Genomic DNA, 20462 nt, shown 5'->3' on the forward strand with positions numbered 1-20462 from the left:
AGATCCCGTGCCACAATAATTTTCTTAGTAAAATCAATGGCTTATAGCTCATCAAGGGTCTGGCTGACCGGTTTGTGTAAAGATTCCCGACGCTCCCTGGCGGCATATCGGCCCGGGCTGATGATGTTCAGAGGGTCGAGGGCGGCCTTCAGGTCCCCGATCGCTTGCCAGTACTCCGGCGCGGTATCCGTCACTCCTGGCATCATGTCGGCGCGGGCTCGGTAAACCTCCAGACCATGCTCGCGAATGCATGTCCACAACGCGTCGGCGCATCGATGGGCCCCGGCCACCGCCTGCGCGTCCCGTCGGTCGAACAACAGGTTGATGATGGCGACCGTCGACAGCGGCGTTTCCAGGTTGACCGTGGTGTATAGCTTGTGACCGTGACGGGCTGCGACGGTGTTCAAAACGGCCATGATGCGCGAGATGAACGCTCCGTCGGCTGGAAGCGCAGGGCTGACGTACAGAAGGCCGCAGTGAGATTCGTCGAATGCGCCGGGCGCGAGCTCTTCCTGACCGCCCCGCCACAGAAGGTTTTCGATCGCGACGTTGGTGGGCTTGCCCAGCGCGAGGCCGTGGAGCGGGCGTATCGCCGAAATTGCGGCCGCGGTCGCGCGGCACGTCGGCCAAGCACGAAGCCGGTCCGTCACTGCGTACCCGATGTCCAAAAGCTTGTCGGTGACGACGCGTACGTCGGCTAGGCGGCTTGTTCTGCTGCGAATTTCCTTCAGCGCCGCTCGCACTTGACCGGCATTACCTGTGACGGACGCGAGCGCGCTCCACTCGCCTCGGGCAGCCACTTTCAGGGCTTGGTCCGCAGCGTCTGACAGGGAGCGTCCGGACAGACCACAGCGCTGCTGCAAGTACTGGGTGATGCCGTAGCGGAGGGTGGTTTCGGTCCGTGCGCGGTTGCCGATATGGGCCACCGACGTCATCAACCCCTCGCGTTTCAGTGCGATCAGCGAATCGAGGAACGCGCTGAAGTTTTCGACATCACGCAGCGTCAACGAAACAGCCACTTCCCGAGGACGGCGCGGGACCAGCCGGAAACAGGCGCTGGTGACGATGCCAATACTGCCTTGTGACAGCAAGCCGTCCAACATCGGTCCCAGCCCATAGGGATGGCAGTGCGCCAGGGGGGAGTCCTCTCCCAAGCGGCGGAAGCCAGTCTTCAGAAGTCGACCTTGACCATCCACGAATTCAAGCCCAAAGACGTCCTCCTTGCGTGGGCCCAGGTATCCGACGCCGCGATCGAGCGCATTGCCAAGGATGCTTGTGTCTCGGCCGGAGCCGGTGACGTTGAAGGTGAGCGATGGGCAATGCGCCTCGAGGTGGTCATAGAGCTGCGCTTGCGTTACGCCAGGCTCGATCACCGCCACAGGATTTCGGGCGTTGATGGCCTCGGCATTGCGGATGTTGTTCATGCGGCTCAGATCGACGATCAAGCAGCCGTCGGTTGCGGGTGTCGCTGACCCGTAGCCCCAGTTCAGCCCGCGCGAAACCGGATATAGACGGGCGCCGGTGGAGCGAGCCCAGTGGACCAGCTCGATGACCTCGTCCACCGATCCGGGTTGCTGAACGCCGACGATGCTTTTGGCATGGCCGGTGGTGCTGGTCTGTGCGCGGGGGGATGCACGGCTGTCCCCCATATCCGACTGGTTCATGAGTACTCGTCCCAAGGAGGCGACCCGCGGCCCCAAGCCGCAGCTTATCCCTCGCTGCTCAGGCCATCGGCATGAAATTGCCCGGCTTGAACTTCAGTCCGCGCCCCCGCTGCCGAAATCCCGCCACGCCCCCCAAGCCACCGCGAGAACGACAGCGCCATGACCTCTCCCACCTACCGCCTCATCACCCGCAGCGACTTCGACGGCCTGGTTTGCGCCGTGCTGCTGAACGAGCTGAAGATGATCGACGAGATCAAGTTCGTGCATCCCAAGGACATGCAGGACGGCAAGGTGGAAGTGACGGCGCGCGACATCACCACCAACCTGCCGTACGTGCCCGGCGTGTACATGGCGTTCGACCATCATGCGTCGGAAACCCTGCGCAACACCGGCGAGCGGTCCAACCACGTGATCGACGCCAAGGCGCCTTCGGCCGCGCGCGTGGTGTACGAGCACTTCGGCGGCGCGGCGCGCTTTCCGACCATCGCGCCCGACATGATGGCCGCGGTGGACAAGGCCGACGCCGCGCAGTTCAGCCGCGACGAGATCCTGAACCCCAGCGGCTGGGTGCTGCTGAACTACCTGATGGACGCCCGCACCGGGCTGGGCCGCTTCCGCAACTTCCGCATCAGCAACTACGCGCTGATGATGGACCTGATCGCCTACTGCCGCGACCACGGCATCCAGGACATCCTGGGCCTGCCCGACGTGAAGGAGCGGGTGGACCTGTACTTCGAGCATGCCGAACGCGCCAAGGAGCAGATCACCCGCTGCGCCCGCGTGCACGGCAACCTGGTGGTGCTGGACCTGCGGCACGAGGAGACGATCTTCGCGGCCAACCGCTTCATGATCTACGCGCTGTTCCCGCAGACCAACATCTCCATCCACGTGATGTGGGGCGTGCAGCAGCGCAACACGGTGTTCGCCACCGGCAAGAGCATCCTCGATCGAAGCAGCAAGACCGACGTGGGCGCGCTGATGCTCCAGTACGGCGGCGGCGGCCACCAGGCGGCCGGCACCTGCCAGGTGGAGAACGATCAGGCCGAGACCGTGCTGGCCGAGCTCATCGAGCGCATCCGCAACGACGGCTGACTGGCGCACCCGGTCCCGCGGGTACGCGGTCCCACCCGCCGGGCGGGTGGCGCGGCCGCCTTGGGGCGGCCCTGCGCCGGCCGCTAGTACACTTCGCACCCCAGCGCCGATTTGCTTCTCAGATTGCGGGCGCTCAACAAATACTGCTAAAGAGGGATGCCCGGCCCGGTGTCCGCTTCTTTGGCGGCACCGGGTTTCTTGTTGATGGCATCCCTAGGACACGTCACACCGCAGCGCATGCACTTCGCCGAGCCGCTGCCGCTGAAAAGCGGCGCCCGGCTGGCCGATTACACCCTGGTCTACGAGACCTACGGCAGCCTGAACGCCGACCGCAGCAACGCGGTGCTGGTGTGCCATGCGCTCAATGCCTCGCACCACGTGGCGGGCACGTATGAAGGCCAGGACCGCAGCGAAGGCTGGTGGGACAACCTGGTGGGCCCCGGCAAGCCGCTGGACACCGACCGCTTCTTCGTCATCGGCATCAACAACCCGGGCTCGTGCTTCGGCTCCACCGGGCCCATGCATGCCAACCCTGACCCCGCCGCCGGCGGCCGCCCGTATGGCGCCGACTTTCCGGTGATGACGGTGGAAGACTGGGTGGACGCCCAGGCCCGCGTGCTCGACCAGCTGGGCATCACCCAGCTGGCGGCGGTGCTGGGCGGCAGCCTGGGCGGCATGCAGGCGCTGAGCTGGTCGCTGCGCCACCCTACGCGGCTGCGGCACTGCGTGGCGGTGGCCACGGCGCCCAACCTGTCGGCGCAGAACATTGCCTTCAACGAGGTGGCGCGCCGCGCCATCGTCACCGACCCCGACTTCCACGGCGGCCATTTCTATGCCCATGGCGTGGTGCCGGCGCGCGGGCTGCGGGTGGCGCGCATGATCGGCCACATCACCTACCTGTCGGACGACTCGATGGAGGCCAAGTTCGGCCGCAGCCTGCGCGCCGCCGAACTGGGCTACAGCACGCAGGACATCGAGTTCCAGATCGAGAGCTACCTGCGCTACCAGGGCGAGAAGTTCAGCGAATACTTCGACGCCAACACCTACCTGCTGATCACCCGCGCGCTGGACTACTTCGACCCCGCGCGTGAGCACGGCGGCGACCTCACCCGCGCCTTCGCGGCGGCGCAGGCCAAGTTCATGCTGGTCAGCTTCACCACCGACTGGCGCTTTTCGCCCGCCCGCTCGCGCGAGATCGTCAAGGCCCTGGTCGACAACCAGCGCGACGTCAGCTACGCCGAGATCGACGCACCGCACGGCCATGACGCCTTCCTGCTGGAAGACCCGCGCTACCACGCGGTGCTGCGCGCCTACTTCGACAACGTGGCCAAGGAGTTCTCGGCATGAGCGATCGGGCAGACATGGAGACGATCGCTTCGCTGGTGCCCTTCGGCAGCCGCGTGCTCGACCTGGGCTGCGGCGACGGTGCGCTGCTGGCGCACCTGCGCGATCACCGGCAGTGCCGGGGCTTCGGCGTGGAGATCGACGATGCCAAGGTGGCCGCCTGCATCCGACGCGATGTGAAGGTGCTGCAGCTCAATCTGGAAGAAGGCCTGGCGCTGTTCGAGGACCAATCCTTCGACGTGGTGCTGCAACTGGACACGCTGCAACACCTGCGCAACACCGAGAAGATGCTGCAGGAAACCGCCCGCGTGGGGCGCATCGGCATCGTCAGCTTTCCCAACTTCGCGCACTGGCCCAACCGCATCCGCGTGGCCTCGGGCCGCATGCCGGTGACGCGTGTGCTGCCCTACCAGTGGTACGACACGCCCAACATCCGCGTGGGCACCTATGCCGATTTCGAGGTGCTGGCGCGCAAGAACGGCCTGTCGGTGATCGAGAGCTTCGGCATCCAGCACGGCAAGCCGGTGCGCACGCTGCCCAACCTGATGGCCAGCGTGGCCGTCTTCAAATTTGAGCGACTGGCAGGCTGACCCAGCGAGGGTCAGCCGCCCCGCATCGCCTGCGCGATCAGCGTGTACGAGCGGCGGCGCACCGCCGGGTCGTGGGCCCAGGTGTTGATGACGATCTCACCCAGCTGCAGTCGGTCGGCCAGCTGGTGCAGCATGGCCGCCACCTGCGCGCCGGTGCCCACCAGGGCCTGGCGGCGCATGGCCTCCACGGTGGTGGCCATCTCCATCTCGGTGAAGCCGCGGGCCGCCACCGCGTCGGGCGGCTGCAGCGGGCCCAGCACGCCGCGGGCGCGGTCGACGCGCCAGCGTTCGCGGCTCAGCGCATGGTGGCGGGCTTCTTCTTCGGTGTCGGCGGCCAGCGCCCACACGCAGATGGTGGGCTGCGGTGCGGGGTGCCGCTCGCTCGGGCGGTAGAGCTCGCGGTAGAGGCGCAGCGCCTGCTCCACACCCTGGCCGTCCATGAAGAAGTAGGCGAAGGCATAGGGCAGGCCGAAGTGCGCGGCCAGCTGCGCGCCGTAGTCGCTGCTGCCCAGCACCCAGATCTGCGGCGCATGCGGCCCGCGCGGGTGGGCCGTGATGCCGTTGTGCGGCTGGCCGCTGGTCCAGGCCTGCAGGTCGCGCACCTGCTGCGGAAAGTGCTCGGCCGCATGGTGTGCATGCGGGTTCAGGGCCATCGCGGTGCGCATGTCGCCGCCGGGCGCACGGCCCACGCCCAGGTCGATGCGGCCGGGCGCCAGTGCCTCCAGCACGCGGAACTGCTCGGCCACCTTCAGGGCCGAGTAGTGCGGCAGCATCACCCCCGCGCTGCCGATGCGGATGCGCTGCGTGGTGGCGGCCACGGCGGCCATCAGCACCTCGGGCGCGGTACCGATGATGGCGGGCAGCGCATGGTGCTCGCTCAGCCAGAAGCGGTGGTAGCCCTCGGCTTCGCAGTGGGCGGCCAGGCTCACGCTGTCGCGGATGGCGGCGTCTTCGCTGCTGCCGGCCAGCGAGACGGACTGGTCGAGGGCGGACAGGACAAGGCTCATGCGCGGCACGCTATCACCGCCCGCAAGCCGCGGTGGGCGGCAGGGGCAACACGTTGACATCCGCCGCGCCGGGCTCCCACAATCGCCCCCGCTCCGGGGTGCAGGCCGACAGGCCCGCTGAGATGGTGAAACCGAACCCGCGAACTTGAACCGGTTAGTACCGGCGGAAGAAGAGCTGTCGTGTCAGCACGGGTGCGCGCCTTGGGGCGCGTGGGCCGGGCCGACCTTCGGAGCATGCCCTGCCACGCCCCCGAAGGAGACCCGCATGAACGCCCCCGACAAGCTTGCGCAGCTGCTCAGCCTCACGCGCGAGCCATTCCCTGCTTCCACCAAGGCCTGGATCACCGGCAGCCGACCCGACCTGCGGGTGCCGGTGCGCGACGTGGCCCTGAGCAATGGCGAGGTGGTGTCGCTGTACGACACCTCCGGTCCCTACACCGACCCCGCCGCCGCCATCGACGTGCGCCGCGGCCTGCCCGAGCTGCGCGCCGCCTGGATCGACGAGCGCGGCGACACCGAACGCTACGAAGGCCGGCTGCGCCAGGCGCTGGACGATGGCCTGAAGCACGAAGAGCGCGACAGCCCGCGCATCGCGCAATTGCGCGCCGATGCCGCCGCGCTGCAGCGCATACCGCGCCGCGCGCGGTCTGGCGGCAACGTCACCCAGATGCACTACGCCCGCCGCGGCATCGTCACGCCCGAGATGGAATACGTGGCGCTGCGCGAGAACGGCAAGCGCGAATGGATGGCCGAGTACCTGGCCGATGCGCAGCGCGAACGCCGCTTGGCCGGCAATGGCCTGGGCGCGCGGCTGCCGGCGGTCATCACGCCCGAGTTCGTGCGCGACGAAGTGGCCCGCGGCCGCGCCATCATCCCGGCCAACATCAACCACCCCGAGGTGGAGCCGATGGCCATCGGCCGCAACTTCCGGGTGAAGATCAACGCCAACATCGGCAACTCGGCCGTCACCAGCAGCATCGAGGAAGAGGTGGAGAAGATGGTGTGGGCCATCCGCTGGGGCGCCGACAACGTGATGGACCTGAGCACCGGCCGCCACATCCACACCACGCGTGACTGGATCCTGCGCAACAGCCCGGTGCCCATCGGCACCGTGCCGCTGTACCAGGCGCTGGAGAAGGTGGGCGGCGTGGCCGAGGACCTGACCTGGGCCCTGTACCGCGACACGCTGATTGAGCAGGCCGAGCAGGGGGTGGACTACTTCACCATCCATGCCGGGCTGCGGCTGCCCTTCATCCACCTCACCGCGCAGCGGCGCACCGGCATCGTCTCGCGCGGCGGTTCCATCATGGCCAAGTGGTGCATCGCCCACCACCAGGAAAGCTTTTTGTACACGCACTTCGAAGAGATCTGCGAGATCATGAAGGCGTACGACGTGAGCTTCTCGCTGGGCGACGGGCTGCGGCCTGGCTCGGCCGCCGATGCCAACGACGAAGCCCAATTTGCGGAGCTGCGCACGCTGGGCGAGCTGACGCAGCTGGCCTGGCAGCACGACGTGCAGACCATGATCGAAGGCCCCGGCCATGTGCCGATGCACATGATCCAGGCCAATATGGACGAGCAGCTCAAGCACTGCCACGAGGCGCCGTTCTACACGCTGGGGCCGCTGACCATCGACATCGCGCCGGGCTACGACCACATCGCCAGCGCCATCGGCGCGGCCATGATCGGCTGGATGGGCACCGCGATGCTGTGCTACGTGACGCCCAAGGAACACCTGGGCCTGCCCGACCGCGAAGACGTGAAGCAGGGCATCGTGGCCTACAAGATCGCGGCGCATGCGGCCGACGTGGCCAAGGGCCATCCGGGGGCGCGGGCGCGTGACGATGCGCTGTCGAAGGCGCGCTTCGAGTTCCGCTGGACCGACCAGTTCAACCTGGGCCTGGACCCGGACACCGCACGCGAATTCCACGACGAGACGCTGCCCAAGGACGCCAGCAAGGTGGCGCACTTCTGCTCCATGTGCGGCCCCAAGTTCTGCTCGATGAAGATCACGCAGGAAGTGCGCGACTACGCAGCCCGCGGCATGGGCGAGAAGTCGGCCGAGTTCCGCGCGGGCGGGGGTGAGCTGTACGTGCCCATCCAGCCCGTAGGCTGAACGCGACAGGGCCGCGGCGCGCGTTTGACCTGTGTCAAGCGCGCGGCCGCGGCGGGCGGCCGGGCGGTGGCCACTTTGCGCTGGCGCAAACGCGGCAGGGAACCTCGGCGGGCTAATGAGGGCCTTCAACACGCCACTCAAGGAGCTCACATGAACAAGCGCTGCCAAGCGCTGGCGCTCGCCGCCGCCGCCCTCACCATTGCCGCCCTGCCTGCCGCCCATGCGCAGGACAGCGGCGACTGGATCGTGCGGGCGCGCGCGCTGCACCTGGACTCGGCCGACAAGGACAACACCGGCCTGGACCTGAGCCTGAAGAACAAGACCTTCCCCGAGGTCGACATCACCTACTTCTTCACGCCCAACATTGCGGCCGAGCTGGTGCTGACCTACCCGCAAAAGCACGACCTGCGCGCCGGTGGCGACAAGATCGGCAGCCTGAAGCACCTGCCGCCCACGCTGAGCCTGCAGTACCACTTCACCGGCATGAGCTTTCGCCCCTACCTGGGCGCAGGCATCAACTACACGCGGTTCTCCAGCGTCGACCTGCCGGCCGGCGTGGACATCGACCGCAGCAGCTGGGGCCTGGCGCTGGGCGCCGGCGTCGACGTGCCGGTGGGCAACGGCTGGCTCGTCAACGTCGACGTGAAGAAGGTGCAGATCCGCACCGACGTCTCGGCCGCGGGCTCCAACCTCGGCAGCTTCAAGGTTGATCCGCTGCTCGTCTCGGTCGGCTTCGGCAAGCGCTTCTGATCAAGCCTTACCGCTTGTGGTACGGCCCCACGCGGCCGTACACGTCGGTGGGCAGGCCCTCCATGCGGGCCTTGAGCTGCAGCGCCAGGAACTGCGAGTAATGCCGCGACTGGTGCAGGTTGCCGCCGTGGAACCACATCTGCGGCTGCGCGGTGGGCTTCCACATGTTGCGCAGCTCACCTTCCCACGGGCCGGGGTCCTTGGTGGTGTCGCTGCCCAGGCCCCAGCACTTGCCCACCTTGTCGGCCACTTCGGGTGACACCAGGTCGGCCAGCCAGTTGTTCATCGAGCCATAGCCGGTGGCGTACACCAGCAGGTCGGCCGGTAGCTCGGTGCCGTCGGTCAAGGTGACCGACCGCGGGTTGATGCGCTCGATGTTGACGCCGCTCTTGAGCTTGATGCGACCGTCGGCCACCAGCTCCGAGGCACCCACGTCGATGTAGTAGCCCGAGCCGCGGCGCAGGTACTTCATGAAGAGGCCCGAGCCGTCTTCGCCGAAGTCCAGCAGAAAGCCCGCCTTCTCCAACCGGGCGTACAGGTCGGCGTCACGCTTCTTCATCTCCTCGTACACCGGGATGTGGAAGGTGTGCATGATCTTGTACGGCACCGAGGCGAAGATCAGGTCGGCCTTGTCGGTGGTGATGCCGTTCTTGACCGCCTGCTCGGAGTACAGGCCGCCCAGCGCCAGCTCCATCAGCGAGCCCGAAGGCGCGATGTGGGTGGACGAGCGCTGGATCATCGTCACGTCGGCCCCGTTCTCCCACAGGTCGGCGCAGATGTCGTGGGCCGAGTTGTTGGAGCCCAGCACCACGCAATGCTTGCCGGCCCAGGCCGCGCCGCCCGGGTGCTTGCTGGAATGGTGCTGGGTGCCCTCGAAGGTCTCGGCGCCCGGGATCCTGGGCACGTTGGGGTAGCCCGACACGCCCAGCGCAAACACCAGCTGCTTGGGCCGCAGCGTCACCGGCTGGCCGTCGCGCTCCACCTGCACTTCCCAGGTCTGCGTGGCTTCGTCGAAGCGGGCCTTCCTGGCGATGGTGGAGCTCCAGTAGTTCAGCTCCATCACCTTGGTGTACATCTCCAGCCAGTCGCCGATCTTGTCCTTGGGCGCGAACACCGGCCAGTCATCCGGGAAAGGCATGTAGGGCAGATGGTCGTACCACACCGGGTCGTGCAGGCACAGCGACTTGTAGCGGTTGCGCCAGGAGTCGCCGGCCCGCGCGTTCTTCTCGATGACGATGGTGGGCACGTCCAGCCGGCGCAGCCGTGAGGCCAGGCCGATGCCGCCCTGGCCGCCGCCGATGATCAGCACGTAGGGCTGCTCGGCATAGCCCAGCGCGGCTTCGCGGGCCTGCTTCTTTTCCAGCCAGCTCTGGCGGCCGCCGGGCTGGGCGCCATGCTCGGCACCGGCGATGCGGCGCTCGCCCTTCTTCTCCTCGAAGCCCTTGAGCTCGGTCATCGTGGTCAGCAGCGTCCAGGCGCGGCCCTGGCGCAGCCGCAGGTGGCCGCGGCCGCGCGCCACGCGGGTCTCGAAGGTGAACCAGGCTTCGGTCACGCCATCGGCCTGGCTGGCTTCTCCCTCCAGGCGGAACTGGCTGGGCGCGGTGTCGGCCAGCCGCGCCTGCAGCATTGCGCGGATGGCGTCGCGGCCTTCCTGGGTGCTGATGTTCCAGGTGAAGGACACCAGGTCGCGCCAGTAGCACTCGTCGTCGAACAGGGCCGTCACCGCGTCCAGGTCGGCAGCGGCGAGGGCGGCTTCAAGGCGGGCCAGCCAGGCGCTGGCGTCGGCGGTGGCCGTGTCGGCGGGGCCGTGGCTGGCCACGGGCGCTGTCGCAAGGTCAGTCATGCATGCGTCTCCATCGTTGTAGGTGCAGCGGCCGGCTGGCCGTGCAGGGGCGATAGATCAAGCGCCGTGCCACCGTGCCCGGCGGGCGCCGCATCGGGCTGCAGGCCGCGCCAATGCTGGGTTTGCGCCCTGCGGCGGCGCAGTTCCGGGCCACGGTGCAGGTGTCACAACGCGACAGCTGTCACAGGGCCGGCTGTGACACCTGTCTCAGCCGCTCAGTGCAGGCCGGCGTCGTCCTGCTGGTTGGGCGACACGATGCCCCAGCGCTTCATGCGGCGGTACAGCGTCATGCGCGACAGGCCAAGGCTGCGCGCGACGGCGCTGACGTTCCAGTGGGCGGCGCGCAGCTGCAGCAGCAGCTGGCTGGCCGCCGCCTGCATGGCGGCGTCGGGCGTGGGCACGGGGTCGGCTGCTGGGGCCATCGGGCCGGTTGGCGTGTGGGTCCTGGTGCTCGGGGTGGGCGCGCTGTCCAGCCATTCCGGCAGGTCGGCGCACTGCACCGGGCCTTCGCCTCGCACCGCACGCGCGTACTCCAGCACGTTGCGCAGCTCGCGCAGGTTGCCGGGCCAGGGCCGGGCCATCAGCAGCGCGCGCGCCTCGGGCGCGATGCCGCCCGGGCCGGTGCCCAGCAAGGTGTCGATCACCCAGCCGATGTCGCTGCGCTCACGCAGCGGCGGCAGGTGAAAGCGGGCGCCATTGAGCCGGTAGTACAGGTCGTCGCGGAAGCGGCCTTCGCGCACCAGGGCTTCCAGGTCGCAATGGGTGGCAGCGATGACGCGGATGTTGACCGCCACCGCGCGCGTGGCGCCCACGGGCAGCACCTCGCGCTCGGCCAGCACGCGCAGCAGCCGCGCCTGCAGCGGCCGTGGCATGTCGCCGATCTCGTCGAGGAACAGCGTGCCGCCGTCGGCTTCCTGGATCAGCCCGCGCTTGGCCCGCGGCCCTGCGCCCGAGAAGCTGCCGGGCAGGTAGCCGAACAGCTCGCTCTCGATCAGCGTCTCCGGAATCGCCGCGCAATTGACGGCGATGAAGGGCCGGCTGCGGCGCTCGCTGCTGGCGTGCAGCGCCTTGGCGAAGAACTCCTTGCCGGTGCCGGTCTCCCCGGTCACCAGCAGGCTCATCGGCGAGTTGACGAGGCGCGCCGCGCGGTCGATCTGGCGGTCCAGCATCGCGTCGCCGCCGCTCAGCGCGGCCAGCGGCGCGGGCAGGCGGCGGTCGCGCGCCACCGGCGGTGTGGCGGGGCGCGCGGGTGGCGGCGTGGCCGTCATGAACAGCAGCTGCCGGCCGCCGGCACCCATCACCGCGCGCTGGTCGGAAGGGCGCGCCTGCACGAAGCGGCCCAGCTCGCCGAAGGGCGCGTCCAGCACCTGCTCATACGGCCGGCCCAGCAGCGGGTGGCGTGGGTCGGTTTCCCACAGCAGCTGGGCGCGGCGGTTGTGGCCGATCACCCGTCCGCTGGCGTCGATGGCCAGCAGGTAGTCGGGGTTCACGTCCAGGAACTGCGGCGCCGGAGCCAGCCGCAGGATCCACTCGCCGCGGAAGCGGTGCAGAAAGTCGGCGTTCTCGATCTGGTGCGCGAACAGCTTGACCAGCTGCAGCGCCAGGTGCTGGCTGGCCTTGGGCTGCGGCGCGCTCAGGGCCGAGATGTCGAGCACTGCGTTCAACCGGCCGGTGGCGTCGAATACCGGCGCGGTGGTGCAGGTCAGCGGAATGTGCGTCGCATCGAAGTGGTCGTCCAGGTGCACCGTCAGCGCCTGTCCGGTGGAGATGCAGGTGCCCACGCCGCAGGTGCCGGCCCGCGGCTCGCTCCAGTCGGCGCCCAGCGTCAGGCCGGCGCGGCGCAGCTGGTCGGCCGGCTGCAGGTCGCCGAGAAAGTCGACCGTGATGCCGCGTGCATCGGTCAGCAGCACCACGTAGCCCATGCCGGCCACCTGCTGGTAGAGCGACTCCATGCCGTGGCGGGCGATGTGCAGAAAGGCTTCCAGCTGGTCCTGGTGCTCACGCAGCCGGGCCGAGGTGAGCACCACCGCCTCCTGCATGCGGGTGGGGTCCAGCGCATGCTGCTGCACGCAGCGCAGCCACGACTGGCGGATCACCTCGTCGTGCGAACGGGCGGCCGGGGCGTCGGCGCCCAGGGCGGCAAGCTGCACCACGGTGTCGATGTGGGCGCGCTGGAACGGCTGCATGCGCATGTCTCCTGCGGGCCTCTGGCGGGCCGCGGCACAAGGCCCGCACCATCGCCCCCGGCCCGTGGGCTGTCAATCGGGCATGCCCTGCGCCGAAAGGGCCGCGGTCACATCCGCTTTCACCTATGGTTCACGGTGCTTTCACGCTGGCCCCGCAGACTGCCCCGCGACGCAGGAGAAACCACGATGAAGAAGCAACCGTTCCGCTTCTGGATGACCGGCTGTGCCGCGGTGCTGGTGGCGTCGATGGGCGCGCAGGCCCGGGGCGACACGCGCGGCGACGACCGCGGCGCCGGCATGCGCCACAGCCGCTATGGGCTCAAGGAAACCGTGCTGCGGCTGGAGGCCAGCGCGCAGCGCCGCGGGCTGCAGGTGCTGGCCCATGTGGCGGCGCCGCGCCGCCTGGGCGATGCCGGCGAATCGCTGCTCATCGTGTTTGCGTCGGCGGCCGGTGGCACGCCGGTGGTGATGGACCGGGCCGGCGGCACACCGCAGGCGCCGCTGGCGCTGGTGGTGAGCGCCGGCCGCGCCGGCGAGGCCGAAGTGGCCGTGCCCAGCGCCGACTGGGCCGGCCTGCCCGAAGGCGTGGAACAGGAGCTGGCCGCGCTGCCACAGCTTGTCGAGGAGGCGCTCGGGCAAGGCGCTGTCTGACGCAGGTGCCACAGGGTGGGCGATATGCTGCGGTGGCAATTCCACCATTTGGGGCCGGTTCCCTGTCCACATGAACACACCCGCGTTGCACCGCAAGGCGTTCCTGCTGCTGCTCGTCCTCGTCACCCTCGCGTTCGGCTGGATCCTCTGGCCCTTCTACGGCGCCGTGTTCTGGGGCGCCATCCTGGCGCTGCTGTTCGCGCCGCTGAACCGCCGCATCCTGCGGCGCTGGCCCGGGCGGCGCAACCTGGCCGCGCTGGCCACCTTGATCATCTGCCTGGTGATCGTCATCCTGCCGCTGGCCTTGATCACCACCTCGCTGGTGACCGAGGCCTCGCTGGTGTACCAGCGCATCCGCTCCGGTGAGTGGAACGTGGGCGTGTACGCCCGCCAGATTTTCGACGCGATGCCCGGCTGGCTGGTGCAGTTGCTCGACCGCTTTGGCATGGGCAACTTCCAGGCGCTGCAGGAGCGGCTGACCTCGGTGGCCGGCGACGTCAGCCAGTACGCGGCCACGCAGGCGGTGGCCATCGGCTCCAACACGCTGAACTTCGTCGTCGCCTTTGGCGTGATGCTGTACCTGCTGTTCTTCCTCGTGCGTGATGGCGCGATGCTCTCGGCCATGGTGCGCAAGGCCATTCCGCTGGACGAAGCCCACAAGCGCAACCTGATCGGCAAGTTCGCCACCGTGGTGCGGGCCACCGTCAAGGGCAACGTGGTGGTGGCCATCACCCAGGGTGTGCTGGGTGGCATCGCCTTCTGGGTGCTGGGCATCCAGGGCGCGATGCTGTGGGGCGCCTTGATGGCCTTTCTGTCGCTGCTGCCCGCGGTGGGCGCCGCGCTGGTGTGGGGCCCGGTGGCCGTGTACTACCTGGCCACCGGGGCGCTGGTGCAGGGCTTCGGGCTGATCGCCTACGGCGTGTTCGTGATCGGGCTGGTGGACAACGTGCTGCGGCCCATCCTGGTGGGCAAGGACACCAAGATGCCCGACTGGGTGGTACTGATCAGCACGCTGGGCGGCATGGCCATCTTCGGCATCAACGGCTTCGTCATAGGGCCGGCCGTGGCGGCCTTGTTCATCGCCACCTGGGCCATCTTCGCGGGCACCGACGAAGCGGAGACCGAGCCGGGCAGCGCCGGCGCCTGAGCGCCCCCAGGCCGGCCTCGGCCGGCTGTCCCTGACCGGCCTACTTCCTGGCCGCGGCAGCGGCCGCCACGCGGGCGGCGGTGTCGGCCTTGCGGTCGGCGTCCACCCGTTGCACCGATGGGCGCTCAGCCATCAGCTTGGCGTAGCTCTTCCAGTCCAGGCCGTGTTTTTGCAGCAGGTCTTCGCCGTACACCGCCTTGGTGGACATGGCCACCAGCGGCAGGTTGGTGTAGGCCGAGCAATCGGCCATCGTGAACTGGCTGCCCGCCACGTAGGGCTTGAAGGCCGTCAGCCGCATCAGCGCCGGGATGTGCCGGTCGAGCTTCTGCTTCACGCGGGCCTGGGTCTCGTCGCTCACCGTGCCGCCGAAGAAGGCCTGCATGTACAGCTCGCGCGCCACCAGTTCCACATGCAGCTCGATGAAGGTGATCAGCTCATGCTGCTTGGCGCGGCCGAAGGCATCGGCCGGCAGCAGCGCCGGCGTGGGGTATTCGGCTTCCAGCCAGTCGACGATGACCTGGCTTTCGCACAGCGTGCCGCGGTCGGTGCGGATGAAGGGCACCTTGCCCAGCGGCGAGGCGGACAGCACGGCCTCGTCCTGGCTGCCGGTGTTGACGTACTCCTCGGTGAACTCGATGCCCTTTTCCAGCAGGGCCAGCTTCACCTTGTTGTAGTAGTTGGACACCGAAAAGCCGCACAGCGTGATCATGGTTCGTCTCCTGTCTTGAGGGTGAGTGCGCATGCTATCGACGGTTGACCAGCACCAGGCCCAGCACCACGGTGGCCAGGGCCAGCAGCAGGCGCGGGGTCAGCGGCTCATTCAGCACCAGCGCACCGGCCACCAGGCCCGAGATGGGCGTGAGCAACGTGAACGACGCGATGCGCGTGGCCGGGTAGTGGCGCACCAGCCAGAACCAGGCGAGGTAGCTGGCGAAGGTGACGATCACCGTCTGGAACAGCAGCGCGCCCCACGATAGCGCCGCCACCTGCTGCGGCCACGTCTCATGCGCGACAGGCGCGGCCATGCCCAGCAGCAAGGCCGACAGGCCGAGCTGGTAGAGCAGCGTCTTTTCGGGCGCGGCGCCGGCCAGCCGCGTGCTGCGGATGGACAGCGTGGTGGCGCCCCACACCAGCGCGGCCCCCACACCGCAGGCATCGCCCAGCCACTGCCGCTCGCCGGCCGAAGGCTGGCCGAAGCCTTCGGCAAAGGCCGCGGCCACGCCGCCGAAGGCGACCGCCAGGCCCACGAACTGCACCGGCTTGAGCTTCTCGGACCGCGCCACGAAGGGCATGCCCAGCGCCACCACGAAGGGCGCCAGGTAGATGAACACCACCATGCGCGAAGCGGTGGTGAACTGCAGGCCGAAGAAGATGAGCCCGAACTCCAGCGCGAACAACGCGCCGGCCAGCAGGCCGCCGGGCAGGGTGCCGTCGCGCGTGAACAGCGCAATGCCGCGCAGCCGCGCCCAGGCCAGCACCAGCAGCGCCGCGCCGGCCGAGCGCAGCGCGGCCTGGGTGAAAGGCGGAAAGTCGGCCAGCGCCACCTTGGTGGCCACCTGGTTCAGGCCCCACAGCACGCAGCAGGTCAGCAGCAGCGAGACGGCGAGGCCGTCCAGCGTGGATCTTCGTTCGGTCATCGGGGTACTGCGGCGGGCAGGAAAGTGGGCAACCGGTGAATGTATGCCGACCGAATGCGCATCCATCACATGTCAGCCCAGCGATTTCTTATAGAGTGCGTGTGCGTGTTCTTAGATTTCATCGACAAGGTGGGATGATGCCGACTTCAGACAAGACCATTGATCACGGTACGCTTCGTCGATTGGTCGACGCGGGTGCGCGCGTGGGTGCAGAGGTCGTCGGCAGCGGTGGCCGTTGGGAAATCGTCATCCGCCACGGCCGTACGCGCCAGACCTTGGCCGCCACCCGTGGGCGACCCAAGAGCTTCCGTCAGTTCGAGACCTTGGCCGGATATCTGAAGGATCTGGGCATCGTTGAATACCGCGTCAACGCCGCAGAGTTCCAAGGGGGTGGCTTGTCAACGGCAACACCCGACCGGCGCAGCGTGGCGGCCTCTCAGCGCATGAAGCGCGCCCACGAGGCTGTGGCTTACGACGCCTGGTTCCGCGAGCAGGTCCAGACATCGATCGACGATCCACGGCCCAGTGTGGGTGATGAGGAGGCGCGCCAGCAGATGGCCGCGCGGCGGGAGGCCTTGCTGAAGAAGGCCGGGCGTTGAGCCCAGCTCCTCGGGTGCTGCGCTGGCGCCCTCTGGCGCTGGCCGACCGCGAGGCCATCATGACCTTCATCGCGCAGGACAACGTAACCGCGGCGATAGAACTTGATCTGCAGTTCGAGGCGAAGGCGGAACTCGCCAGGCAGCGGCCGACCTTGTACAGAGCGGGGCGGATGAAGGGTACGCGCGAACTGGTCGTGAGGCCGAGCTATGTGATGGTCTACCGCGTGCTGCCCAACGCCGTGGAGTTTTTGCGGGTGCTGCACACATCGCGCCAATGGCCATCCGCCCGGGACACGCCAGACGGAGGGCCGCTCAGCTGAGTGGTTTGGAGCTGCCGGCCGGCCCCACCCGCGCCAGCCACAGCGCCACCCCGGCGCACAGCAGCGCCGCCGCCACGCCCGTCGCATGCGCGATCGGGGCGATCGGAATGTCCCAGCCGGCCACCGCCTGCACCGGGCCGCGCCAGGGCGCTTCGCGCCAGAGCTTGACGGCCACGCCGATCAGCACGCCCCAGCCGATCAGGCGCTCATGGCCTTCGCCGCGCAGCGCCACGTACAAGGCCGCCGCCGCCGCGCCGCCGTGCAGCACGCCCGACAGGCCGGCGTAGTGCTGCAGCGCAGGCTGGAACCACAGCAGCGCATGGCCCAGCGGCCAGGCCAGCAGCCAGGCCAGCGCGATCCACCACGGCACGCGGGCGATCAGCCCGAAGGCGGTGACCACCACGCAGCCCAGCAGGTTGGCCAGCAGGTGGCGGGTGCTCAGGTGCACGAAGGCGGCGCTGAAGGCCCGCCAGGGCTCGGCGCTGGCCAGCGCGGGCTGCCAGTCGAGCAGCGTGCCGGGATATTGCGTGCCGGCCAGCGCGCCGCCGGCCAGCACCAGCCCCAGCAGCAGCCAGGCCACGCCGGGGCGTGAGAGGGCCATCTCAGTCCCGCCGGGCCGCCCCAAGGGACTGAGCTCCCCCTTGGGGGGGCGCGAGCGCAGCGAGCTTGGGGGCACCACTCACTAGATGAATACCGCGCGCCAGACCGCCAGCACGGCGTCCCGCTCACGGGCCAGGGCTTCGGGCGCGAACTGCGTGGGTTGCTCGTCCAGCCGCGCCTGGTGCTGCGCGCGGCGCAGCTCGCGGTACGCATCGGCCGCCGCCATGCCGGTGCCCGGCGGCAGCAGGCCGGCGGTTTCGGCCCGCTGCAGCAGCGCGATGTTGCCCAGGTTGGGGCGCAGCTCCGGGTGTTCGGCGGCGTGCATCAGCACCAGGTACTGCACCACGAATTCGGCGTCCATCATGCCGCCGGGGCTGTGCTTGACGTCGAAGCGGCCCGGCTTGATGGGGTGGGCCGCCCGCACCTTCTCGCGCATCGCGTGGATCTCTTCGCGCAGCGCGGCCGGCTCGCGAGGGGCGGTGAGCACCGCGCAGCGGATGTCCTCGAAGCGCTGCTGCAGCTCGGGTGAGCCGGCGCACCAGCGCGCGCGGGTGATGGCCTGGTGTTCCCAGGTCCAGGCGGTGTTGCTGCCGCGGCCCACCTGGTACTTCTCGAACGAGGCGATGGACGTGACCAGCATGCCCGAGTTGCCGTTGGGCCGCAGCGCGGTATCGATCTCGAACAGCTCGCCGGCCGCGGTGCGCAGCGTCAGCCAGGTGATCAGCTTGCGCACGAAGGCGCCGTACACCTCGGCCGACTTGTCTGGGTCGGCATCGCCCTCGGCGTCGTAGAGGAACACCACGTCCAGGTCGCTGCCGTAGCCCAGCTCCTTGCCGCCCAGCTTGCCGTAGGCGATGACGGCAAAGCGAGGTTCGTCGCGGTGGCGCTGCTTCAGGTGGCGCCAGGCCCAGCGCTGGGCGCAGTCCAGCGTGGCATCGGCCAGCGCCGACAGGTCGTCGGCCACCTGTTCCACGGTGATGTGGCCTTCCACGTCGCGCACCAGGGTGCGGAACACCTCGGCATGGTGGGCGCGGCGCAGGGTGTCGAGCAGCGCTTCTTCAGACGCTTCGCCCGAGCGCTCCCAGGCCTGGTAGCGCTCGTCCAGCTCGCGCGCAAAGGCCTCTCGGTCGAAGCGGCCGTGCAGCAGCCGGTCATCGGCCAGCTCGTCGATCACGCCGGGGTGGCGCATCAGGTAGCGCATCGGCCAGCGGGCCAGGCCCAGCAGGTGCAGCAGGCGGCTCTGCACTTCGGGCCGCTCCACCAGCAGGGCCAGGTAGCTTTCGCGGCGCAGCAGCGGCTCCACCCAGTCGACGAAGCGCAGCACCGCATCCTCGGTGCATTCGCCCAGCGTCACCCGCTTGGCGGCGCGCTGCACCAGCCGGCCCAGGCGCAGCCGGCTCTCGTCGCGCAGCGCCTGCACGCGCGGGCTTTGCGACCACTGCCGCACCCGCTCGCGCAGCGCCGGGGCCAGCATCTCGTGCAGCGATTCACTGTCGATCGGCAGCGTGATGCTGCAGTTGCGGCAGCCGTTGCGGCCCGGCGCGCTGGGCGTGGGCGCCTGGCCGTCGTGCAGCAGCGCATCGAATTCGGTAGCGACGAACTCGCGCGTCTCGCCCAGGTGGTGCAGCAGCTCGCAGGGGTTGTCGGTCGTGCCCAGGCCCAGGCTGGCGGCGATCCAACCCAGGTCGTGGTCGGCCGTGGGCAGCAGGTGGGTCTGCTGGTCATCCAGGAACTGGATGCGGTGCTCCACCCGGCGCAGGAAGGTGTAGGCCTCGGCCAGGCGCTCGGCGGTGGCCGCCTTCATCAGGCCGCGGGCCACCAGGCGTTGCAGGCCGCGCAGCGTGCTGCGGGTGCGGATCTCGGGGAACTGCCCGCCGCGCACCACCAGCAGCAGCTGCACGATGAACTCGATCTCGCGGATGCCGCCGCGCGACAGCTTCACGTCGTTGGCGCGCTCCGGGCGGCCGGCCGCTCGGCGCTGGGCTTCTTCGCGGATCTTGCGGTGCAGCTGGCGCAGGCCCTCGAACACGCCGTAGTCGAGGTAGCGGCGGTACACGAAGGGCGTGACCAGGTCGCGCAGCTGCAGCGCACGGCCGCTTTCCACCGCGGCGCGCGGCGCCACCACCCGGCTCTTGAGCCAGGCAAAGCGTTCCCATTCGCGGCCCTGCACCTGGAAATACTCCTCCAGCATCGCCAGGCTGACCGCCGGCGGGCCGGAGTTGCCGTTGGGCCGCAGCATCAGGTCGACGCGGAAGACGAAGCCGTCGTCGGTGGTCTCGCCGATCAGCGTGTAGATACGGCGCACCACCTTGGCAAAGAATTCGTGCGCGCTGATGGGCTCGGGGCCGGTGGTCTGGCCGTCTTCCTCGTACACGTAGATGAGGTCGATGTCGGACGAGACGTTCAGCTCGCGCGCGCCCAGCTTGCCCATGCCCACGATCCACAGCTCGATGGGCTCGCCCGCGGCCGTCAGCGGCGGGCCATGGCGTAATTCCTCGTCGGCGCGGGCCTGGGCCAGGGCGCGTTCCAGCGTCACCTCGGCCAGCTCGGTCATGGTGTGGGTGACGTCGTCCAGCGTGGCCTGCTGCTCCACGTCGAGCACGGCCAGCCGCTCCAGCACCACCTGGCGCGCCACCCGCAGCGCGGAAGCCAGCGGCCGGCCGTCGGCCTGCAGCCGGTCGATCAATATCTGGATGGTGTCGGCACGCGGAATGCCAACAGGCAGCAAGGCAGTCTCGGGCGCGTAGCGGCGGCGGATTCGCTGGACGAAGCGGCTGTGGTCGGCCGTGGGCAGGGGCATGTTCAAGACGAGATCTGCAAGCGTGGAGAAAGCAGCCTGTGAAAAGGCCTGCGCGGGTACCTGGCGGGTGCCACGCGGGCCGCGGATGCGGAAAAGGGCTGTGCTAGATTGCCGAG

The 20462-nt window shown here is 68.9% G+C and carries 17 protein-coding genes; 9 read left to right on the forward strand and 8 right to left on the reverse strand.

Going from position 1 to position 20462, the window contains the following annotated elements; genetic code table 11:
- Positions 1-41: 41 nt before the first annotated feature.
- Positions 42-1664: an FAD-binding oxidoreductase gene (locus tag MW290_RS15615; protein WP_250198646.1), complete on the reverse strand. Its 1623-nt coding sequence runs from the start codon at positions 1662-1664 to the stop codon at positions 42-44.
- A gap of 159 nt (positions 1665-1823) precedes the next feature.
- Here MW290_RS15615 and MW290_RS15620 point away from each other — a divergent pair, with 159 nt between their 5' ends.
- From MW290_RS15620 to metW, 3 genes are all read left to right on the forward strand, one after another.
- Positions 1824-2756 carry an exopolyphosphatase gene (locus MW290_RS15620; RefSeq protein ID WP_250198647.1) on the forward strand — a complete coding sequence of 311 codons (933 nt, stop codon included), beginning with the start codon at positions 1824-1826 and terminating at the stop codon, positions 2754-2756.
- A gap of 204 nt (positions 2757-2960) precedes the next feature.
- Entirely contained in the window at positions 2961-4103 is a 1143-nt protein-coding gene (gene metX, locus MW290_RS15625) for a homoserine O-succinyltransferase MetX (RefSeq protein ID WP_250198648.1), read from the forward strand.
- A complete protein-coding gene (gene metW, locus MW290_RS15630; protein WP_250198649.1) occupies positions 4100-4690 on the forward strand; it encodes a methionine biosynthesis protein MetW in 591 nt (196 codons plus the stop codon). The genes metX and metW overlap by 4 nt, the downstream gene beginning before the upstream one ends.
- A gap of 11 nt (positions 4691-4701) precedes the next feature.
- On the opposite strand, the gene MW290_RS15635 is transcribed toward metW, so the two are convergent.
- Positions 4702-5697, reverse strand: a complete 996-nt coding sequence (locus MW290_RS15635) for an LLM class flavin-dependent oxidoreductase (RefSeq protein ID WP_250198650.1) — start codon at positions 5695-5697, stop codon at positions 4702-4704.
- Between the two features lie 265 nt (positions 5698-5962).
- Here MW290_RS15635 and thiC point away from each other — a divergent pair, with 265 nt between their 5' ends.
- Both thiC and MW290_RS15645 read left to right on the forward strand, forming a co-directional pair.
- Complete coding sequence (gene thiC, locus MW290_RS15640) at positions 5963-7813, forward strand: phosphomethylpyrimidine synthase ThiC (RefSeq protein ID WP_250198651.1); 1851 nt, start codon at positions 5963-5965, stop codon at positions 7811-7813.
- Positions 7814-7963: 150 nt separating this feature from the next.
- Positions 7964-8563, forward strand: coding sequence for an OmpW/AlkL family protein (locus tag MW290_RS15645; protein WP_250198652.1), 600 nt, complete (start codon positions 7964-7966; stop codon positions 8561-8563).
- A gap of 7 nt (positions 8564-8570) precedes the next feature.
- On the opposite strand, the gene MW290_RS15650 is transcribed toward MW290_RS15645, so the two are convergent.
- Together MW290_RS15650 and MW290_RS15655 are read right to left on the reverse strand one after the other, a co-directional pair.
- Positions 8571-10406 carry an NAD(P)/FAD-dependent oxidoreductase gene (locus MW290_RS15650; RefSeq protein WP_250198653.1) on the reverse strand — a complete coding sequence of 612 codons (1836 nt, stop codon included), beginning with the start codon at positions 10404-10406 and terminating at the stop codon, positions 8571-8573.
- Between the two features lie 215 nt (positions 10407-10621).
- On the reverse strand, positions 10622-12592 hold the full coding sequence (locus tag MW290_RS15655) for a sigma-54-dependent Fis family transcriptional regulator (RefSeq protein WP_250198654.1): 1971 nt from the start codon (positions 12590-12592) through the stop codon (positions 10622-10624).
- 186 nt (positions 12593-12778) lie between these two features.
- On the opposite strand from MW290_RS15655, the gene MW290_RS15660 reads away from it, so the two are divergent.
- Positions 12779-13243, forward strand: a complete 465-nt coding sequence (locus MW290_RS15660) for a hypothetical protein (protein WP_250198655.1) — start codon at positions 12779-12781, stop codon at positions 13241-13243.
- Positions 13244-13313: 70 nt separating this feature from the next.
- Positions 13314-14390, forward strand: coding sequence for an AI-2E family transporter (locus MW290_RS15665; RefSeq protein WP_250198656.1), 1077 nt, complete (start codon positions 13314-13316; stop codon positions 14388-14390).
- 40 nt (positions 14391-14430) lie between these two features.
- Here MW290_RS15665 and MW290_RS15670 read toward each other — a convergent pair whose 3' ends face one another.
- Both MW290_RS15670 and MW290_RS15675 read right to left on the reverse strand, forming a co-directional pair.
- On the reverse strand, positions 14431-15099 hold the full coding sequence (locus tag MW290_RS15670) for a glutathione S-transferase family protein (RefSeq protein ID WP_250198657.1): 669 nt from the start codon (positions 15097-15099) through the stop codon (positions 14431-14433).
- 34 nt (positions 15100-15133) lie between these two features.
- Positions 15134-16027 (reverse strand): DMT family transporter, encoded by an 894-nt coding sequence (locus tag MW290_RS15675; RefSeq protein ID WP_250198658.1) that lies wholly within the window; start codon positions 16025-16027, stop codon positions 15134-15136.
- Between the two features lie 137 nt (positions 16028-16164).
- Between MW290_RS15675 and MW290_RS15680 the strand changes: the two genes are divergently transcribed.
- Both MW290_RS15680 and MW290_RS15685 read left to right on the forward strand, forming a co-directional pair.
- Complete coding sequence (locus tag MW290_RS15680) at positions 16165-16626, forward strand: antitoxin PaaA2 family protein (RefSeq protein WP_250198659.1); 462 nt, start codon at positions 16165-16167, stop codon at positions 16624-16626.
- The gene (locus tag MW290_RS15685; protein WP_259373490.1) at positions 16623-16946 is read left to right on the forward strand and encodes a type II toxin-antitoxin system RelE/ParE family toxin; all 324 of its coding nucleotides are present in this window, start codon (positions 16623-16625) and stop codon (positions 16944-16946) included. The genes MW290_RS15680 and MW290_RS15685 overlap by 4 nt, the downstream gene beginning before the upstream one ends.
- Here MW290_RS15685 and rrtA read toward each other — a convergent pair.
- Together rrtA and glnE are read right to left on the reverse strand one after the other, a co-directional pair.
- Positions 16939-17547 carry a rhombosortase gene (rrtA, locus tag MW290_RS15690; protein WP_250198660.1) on the reverse strand — a complete coding sequence of 203 codons (609 nt, stop codon included), beginning with the start codon at positions 17545-17547 and terminating at the stop codon, positions 16939-16941. The genes MW290_RS15685 and rrtA overlap by 8 nt on opposite strands.
- An 81-nt stretch (positions 17548-17628) precedes the next feature.
- Complete coding sequence (gene glnE / locus MW290_RS15695; RefSeq protein ID WP_250200015.1) at positions 17629-20346, reverse strand: bifunctional [glutamate--ammonia ligase]-adenylyl-L-tyrosine phosphorylase/[glutamate--ammonia-ligase] adenylyltransferase; 2718 nt, start codon at positions 20344-20346, stop codon at positions 17629-17631.
- Between the last annotated feature and the right edge of the window lie 116 nt (positions 20347-20462).

Origin of the sequence: Aquincola tertiaricarbonis, assembly GCF_023573145.1 — a bacterium.
Lineage (GTDB): Bacteria > Pseudomonadota > Gammaproteobacteria > Burkholderiales > Burkholderiaceae_C > Aquincola > Aquincola tertiaricarbonis_B.